At 47.1% G+C, this 6,604-nt stretch carries 4 protein-coding genes; 1 reads left to right on the forward strand and 3 read right to left on the reverse strand.

What is annotated here, in order from left to right:
* Window positions 1-94: 94 nt before the first annotated feature.
* Window positions 95-1,450 (reverse strand): glucose-6-phosphate isomerase, encoded by a 1,356-nt coding sequence (locus tag BN1234_RS06725; protein ID WP_054955896.1) that lies wholly within the window; start codon window positions 1,448-1,450, stop codon window positions 95-97.
* A 160-nt stretch (window positions 1,451-1,610) separates the two neighbouring features.
* Here BN1234_RS06725 and BN1234_RS06730 point away from each other — a divergent pair, with 160 nt between their 5' ends.
* Complete coding sequence (locus tag BN1234_RS06730; protein WP_082423125.1) at window positions 1,611-2,558, forward strand: NAD(P)-dependent oxidoreductase; 948 nt, start codon at window positions 1,611-1,613, stop codon at window positions 2,556-2,558.
* 269 nt (window positions 2,559-2,827) lie between these two features.
* Here BN1234_RS06730 and tkt read toward each other — a convergent pair whose 3' ends face one another.
* Window positions 2,828-4,843 (reverse strand): transketolase, encoded by a 2,016-nt coding sequence (gene tkt, locus BN1234_RS06735; RefSeq protein WP_054955898.1) that lies wholly within the window; start codon window positions 4,841-4,843, stop codon window positions 2,828-2,830.
* Between the two features lie 328 nt (window positions 4,844-5,171).
* Window positions 5,172-6,218 (reverse strand): 2,3-butanediol dehydrogenase, encoded by a 1,047-nt coding sequence (locus BN1234_RS06740; RefSeq protein ID WP_054955899.1) that lies wholly within the window; start codon window positions 6,216-6,218, stop codon window positions 5,172-5,174.
* Window positions 6,219-6,604 lie beyond the last annotated feature (386 nt).

Below are 6,604 nucleotides of genomic sequence, written 5' to 3' on the forward strand. Positions count from 1 at the left end.
CGATTTCAACCCCTTATTGCCAAGAAAGCAGTCTCCGGCTTAAATAGCGGAAAACTGCTTCCTTCAGCTGTTCTGTCTAATGTGAAATGTGGTGTTATTCGGAAAGTCTGGCTTCCAATTCGGCTTTCTCTTTCTCGTAACCCGGCTTGCCAAGCAGAGCGAACATATTCTTCTTGTACGCTTCTACACCCGGCTGGTCAAACGGGTTCACACCCAGCAAGTAACCGCTGATTCCGCAGGCCTTTTCGAAAAAGTATACCAGATATCCAAAGGAATAGGGAGAAAAATCAGGAATTGTAACAATTAGGTTAGGAACCTGTCCGTCTGTATGAGCGAGCATGGTACCCTGAAACGCCTTTTTGTTAACAAAATCCATTGTTTTTCCTGTCAGGAAGTTAAGTCCATCCAGGTCGTCCGGATCGGATTCAATCGTAATATGATTCGATACATTCTCTACCTGAATCACTGTTTCAAAAATGTTCCGGGTGCCTTCCTGAACAAATTGGCCCATGGAGTGAAGATCAGTCGAGAAGTCCACAGATGCCGGATAGATGCCTTTATAGTCCTTACCTTCACTCTCACCATACAATTGCTTCCACCATTCGGAAACAAAGTGAAGTGACGGTTCGTAGTTAACCAGGATTTCGATAGCTTTACCTTTACGGTACAGAGCGTTACGAACTGCGGCATATTGGTAAGCTTCATTCTCTGCTACATTCGGGTTGCTGTATTCTTTTGCTGCGTCAGCCGCACCTTGCATCATCTCTTCGATGTTAATGCCAGCGGTTGCGATTGGCAGAAGGCCTACAGCCGTTAATACGGAATAACGCCCGCCAACATCATCCGGGATGATGAAGGACTCATAGCCCTCTTCATTCGAAAGCTTCTTAAGCGCACCCTTTTCTTTATCTGTGGTTGCATAGATACGCTTGCGGGCTTCTTCCTTACCGTACTTCTTCTCCAGTGCTGCACGGAAAATACGGAATGCGATAGCCGGCTCAGTAGTCGTACCGGACTTCGAAATGACATTGATCGAGAAATCCTTGCCTTCAATAAGCTCAAGCAGGTGATTTACGTAAGTGGAGCTGATATTGTTTCCTGCAAAATAAATTTCCGGCGTTTTACGCTTATCCTTCGGAAGAATATTATAGAAGGAATGGGACAGCATTTCGATCGCTGCGCGGGCTCCCAAATAAGATCCGCCGATCCCGATCACGATCAGAACTTCAGAATCGCTCTGGATCTTCGCTGCTGCTTTTTGAATACGCGCGAATTCTTCTTTGTCATATTGAGCCGGAAGGTCGATCCATCCCAGGAAATCCGAGCCTACACCGGTTTGGTTATGTAACTGTTCATGAGCCGTACGGATAGGTTCCGCTAAATAATCAATCTCATGTTGATTAATAAATGAAAGGGCCTTGCTATAGTCAAACTTCACTTTTTTAGACATAAGTTTACAGCCTCCTGTTTTATCATGTAAAGAGAGTCAACATTCATAAGTTAGGATACTTTAATTTGTTTCATGTATCAAGTTTCGTCCTTTAACCGTCAAGCTTTCGTCACTACAGAACAACCGTTTGCCTGCCAAAGCTAGAATAAAGACTACTCTCATGTTAAGATTAACGCAATCAACGAAATTATATACGAAGGTGATAGTGATGAAAAAAATCGGATTTATCGGTCTTGGTACTATGGGTGCTCCCATGGCTTCCAATCTGCTGAGACAAAACTACGAGGTTACCGTTTACAACCGAACAGATGAGAAATGCCGCCCCTTAGCTGAGCAAGGAGCTTACACGTCAACATCTCCGCGTGAAGCTGCGGAAGAAGCCGATGTCGTCATTACTATGATCTCAAACGATGACGCTGTACGTGATGTCTATTATGGTGAGAGCGGTATCCTCTCCTCACTTACGGATGGCATGACCGTTATCGATTGCAGTACGATTTCACCAGCCCTGGTTAAGGAAATTGCAGCAGCTGTATCAGCAAAAGGAGCTTCTTTCCTTGATGCACCTGTGACTGGCAGCAAGCCGGCAGCGATCGACGGTTCGCTCGTATTTATGGTTGGCGGAGACGCAGCCGTGATCGAGTCCGTTACCGATGTATTCAATACCCTTGGAAAAAAAGTAATCCACATGGGCCCAAATGGCAGCGGTGCTGTAGCTAAGCTTGCCCATAATACGGTCGTAGGAATCAACAACCTTGCCCTTGCCGAGGGATTTGCCATTGCCGCAAAATCCGGCATCCCTGCTGATCACTTTCTGGAGCTCGTTCAGCTTGGATCTGCTGGTAGTAAAGCTGCTGAATTAAAGGGACGTAAGATTATCGAGGGAGATTTCAGCAACCAATTCTCACTCGCTCTGATGCTCAAGGATCTGAAGCTGGCTTCCTCCCTGACCGATGGCATAGGCATGCCTTCACCGATGCTGAATCTGGCCAAAAGTCTGTTCCAGGCAGGTGCAAGCGAAGGGTATGGCGATGAGGATCTATCCGCCGTGGTTAAATGTTATGAAGCCTGGATCGGCCAAAAGATTGGCGAGCAGCAAAAACAGTAATACGCGCTGTATATATTATAACTACACCTGCTCTTCTCAGCTGCCATGCTTTTATGCCTATAAGGCATGGCATATACAGAGGGCAGGTTTTTTTATGTTTAGACAGCTCGACAAACTGTTCATAGGCGAAGCCGATCTCCTTCAGTATTACCCCGATTACTATTACATGGAACATCTGCTAAAACCGTAAAAAGCTATGTATATAGATCGACACCCGCAAAAATGTGCGGGTGTCGAAAACTATTATCTTGATATTACAAGCTATGGAATTAGAGGAGCGCCTTCACGCGGCTAACTACATTTTCTACAGTAAATCCATACTCGGCAATTACGCGATCTCCAGGAGCTGAAGCGCCAAAGGTGGAGATACCCAGGATATCGCCTTTCTCTCCAACATAACGCTCCCAGCCGAACGGGTGAGCCATTTCCACAGCAAGACGAGCTTTAACATCCGGCAGAATCACGGAATCCTTGTATGCCTGATCCTGCTGATCGAACAGATCCCAGCTCGGCATGCTGATCACGCGAACCTGAATACCTTCTTCTGCAAGTGCTTCCTGTGCTTTTACAGCCAGCTGCACCTCAGAACCCGTCGCGATAATTTGTGCCTGAGCCTTGCCTTCTTTCGCATCAGCAACTACATAGGCACCGCGCTTAATGCCTTCGCGTGCATTGTCAGCTGTAGCAGCAAGAATCGGCAGGTTCTGACGAGTGAGAACAAGGGCAACCGGACGATCCTGATTCTCGGCAGCATAAGCCCATGCAGCTGAAGTTTCATTGGCATCCGCCGGACGGATCACAGTCAGACCCGGAATAATCCGCAGGGAAGCAAGCTGCTCGATCGGTTCGTGTGTCGGGCCGTCTTCACCTACTGCAATACTGTCATGAGTCAATACATACGTTACCGGCAGCTTCATTAGCGCAGCGAGACGTACAGCCGGACGCAGATAATCCGTAAATACGAAGAAGGTACCTCCGAAAATCTTAAGTCCGCCATGCAGCGCAACACCGTTCATTGCAGCAGCCATAGCAAATTCGCGAACTCCGTAATAAACGTTACGTCCTTCATAGCTGCTTGGTGTGAAGGATGCCAAATCGTTCAGATGTGTCATTGTAGAGCTTTCAAGGTCTGCAGATCCGCCGAGCAGATTCGGTACGCCTTGAACCAGACCATTCAGTGCTTTACCAGAAGCAACACGTGTCGATACCGCTTTATCTTCTGTGCTGTACTTCGGCAGGTCCTTATCCCAGCCTTCAGCCAGCTCGCCTGCTACTGCTCTTTCAAACTGTGCTGCAAGCTCAGGATACGCTGCTTTGTACTTCTCGAACTGTTCTTCCCATGCCTTGAAAGCTGCAATTCCGCGCTCTTTAACCTGTGCGAAATGCTCACGGACCTCTTCAGGAACATAGAAATCTTCTTCGTAAACCCATTTATAAAATTCTTTAGTCAGTTTCGCTTCGTCTGCTCCAAGCGGAGAACCGTGAGTACCGCCATGTCCGCCCTTACCTTGCTTGTTCGGGCTTCCGTAACCGATAACGGTCTTCACTTCGATCAATGTCGGGCGATTCACATCAGCCTGTGCTTCTGCAATGGCTTTCTCGATTGCAGGAAGATCGTTACCATCCTCGACGCGCAGCACCTGCCAGCCATATGCTTCAAAGCGCTTCGCTACATTCTCGGAGAATGCAAGATTCAGCTCTCCATCCAGAGAAATGTCGTTGGAATCGTACAGCATGATCAATTTGCCAAGCTTCATGTGACCAGCCATAGAAGCAGCCTCTGCGGATACGCCTTCCATTAAATCTCCGTCACCGCAAATAGCATAAGTGTAATGGTCAACGACCTTATAGTTGTCTTTGTTATATACAGCACCCATATGAGCCTCAGCCAAAGCCATACCAACGGCCATTGCAACCCCTTGACCCAGCGGTCCAGTCGTTGCATCAACCCCTGCTGTGTGTCCATATTCCGGATGGCCAGGAGTCTTGCTTCCCCATTGACGGAATTGTTTCAGGTCATCCATCGAGAGATCATAGCCGCTTAAATGAAGCAGACTATACAGCAGCATGGAGCCGTGACCTGCTGATAATACGAAACGGTCGCGGTTAATCCAAGACGGCTGATCCGGGTTATGATTCATCGTTTTGGCAAAAAGCTGGTATCCCATTGGAGCAGAACCCATAGGCATGCCGGGATGGCCCGATTTCGCCTTTTCAATAGCATCAATAGCTAGTGTCCGGATTGTAGCAATGGACAAGTTGTCAATTGTCTGATTGGTTGTCATGATTCGTCCTCCTCAAATGTGGTGCTTGAATTCCGTTCTCCCTGTCATATTTTATACTGATAAGGCAGTTAGGAATGTTGAGAATATCATTTTGACTCTTATTGTATCATCTGTACCTTGGCATTTCCATACACGATTTTATTTCTTCCTTTCGGACGGTTCTATCCATCATGCATTATGTCCCTAATAACAGGGGTTATAACCAGAAAACCTTCATTTGAAGCATCGGATGATGACTAAAAAAGTTCCGGATGAACTCAACATATTCTTCACAAAAAAGCCGGGACTCCACAGTTCGTGGAATCCCGGCGACTGGTATAAAAGGTTCTTATTCCGCTTTCACTAAAATTTTAACCTGATTTCTTTCTTTCAGCAGACCTTCGAAGCCTTCATCGATGGCTTTATCAAGACTAATCCGTTTAGTCACCAATTTATCGGCAGGGAAGTACCCTTGAGCCATCAAGCTGATTACAGCAGGGAATACATTACGGTATCCGATAATACCGGTTACTGTACGCTCTTTCATTACAATATTTTGCGGATGAATCGATGCTTCCTTCTCAAAAATGCTGACGATCATCGTTTCGCCGCCGATTTTTGTTGAATTGATGGCTTGAGTCAGTACAGGAGGTACGCCAGTTACCTCAAAGGAAACGTCGACGCCGCCGTTTGTACGTTTGTGGATTTCTTCCACAGCATCATACTCTTTCGGATCAATAACAATGGCGCCAAGCTCAGCTGCTTTTTGCTTACGCTCAGGAGACAGCTCAACGGCATAAATCTCGGCAGCTCCGGATGCTTTCAACGCTTCAATAACCAGCAGACCAATCGGACCTGTACCAAATACGACCGCTTTGTCTCCTACTTTTAATTTACTTGAACGAACGGCGTGAAGCGCAACAGCTGAAGGTTCAACAAGCGCTCCCTGCTCATAGGATACCGATTCCGGAATTTTATGAATCATCACTTCCGGTACAGCAGCATATTCAGAAAAGCCGCCGCCACCGCCGGCAAGGCCATAGAAGCCCATTTTGTCACACAGATTGTATTTGCCCTGCTTACATGCTTCACAGGTTCCGCACGAATAAACCGGCTCGACCACGACCCGATCCCCGACATTTATTCTTGTTACGCCTTCACCTACTTCAACAACCTGTCCCGAAAATTCATGGCCCATCACCACCGGTGCTTTATCGCCACTCAACGGATGGGTTTCCAATGGAATAAAGATAGGTCCCGCTGTATACTCGTGAAGGTCGCTGCCGCAAATGCCGCACCATTCCACTTTTATTTTTACCTCGCCTTTTGCAGGCTTCGGTTCCTCAATGTTCTCCAGTCTTAAATCCTTTACACCATGCCATCTCAATGCTTTCATCACAATCATCTCCTGATGTAAAATTTATAAGCGCTTACACAACAATATTACTACTCATATCCAGATTTAACACAGGTAAATAATTAATATAATGTAAATCGTGAACTACAAATGTAAATGACTTACTTTAAAGTAAATAAAAAAAATTCCGCCTCCAGGCTTACAGCCTGAAAAGCGGAAACTCTTATCTGTTGGCATCGGGTCTGCAGCCCTAGATGCCTTCTTAAGCATAGCTTTCTAACGTTTGTTGCGGTTTTTCGCCTGCAGCAGGCGGTCCATTGCTGAGCCGCCCTGCTCCTCAGCAGGCGAAGCCTTCCCGCCGCCGGATGCCTTCGGTTGTTTCGGCGGCGGCGGTGGCGGCGGGCTTGCAGCGCGCCCGCCCGCTG

This window comes from Paenibacillus dakarensis, assembly GCF_001373415.1.
GTDB lineage: Bacteria > Bacillota > Bacilli > Paenibacillales > Paenibacillaceae > Paenibacillus_AQ > Paenibacillus_AQ dakarensis.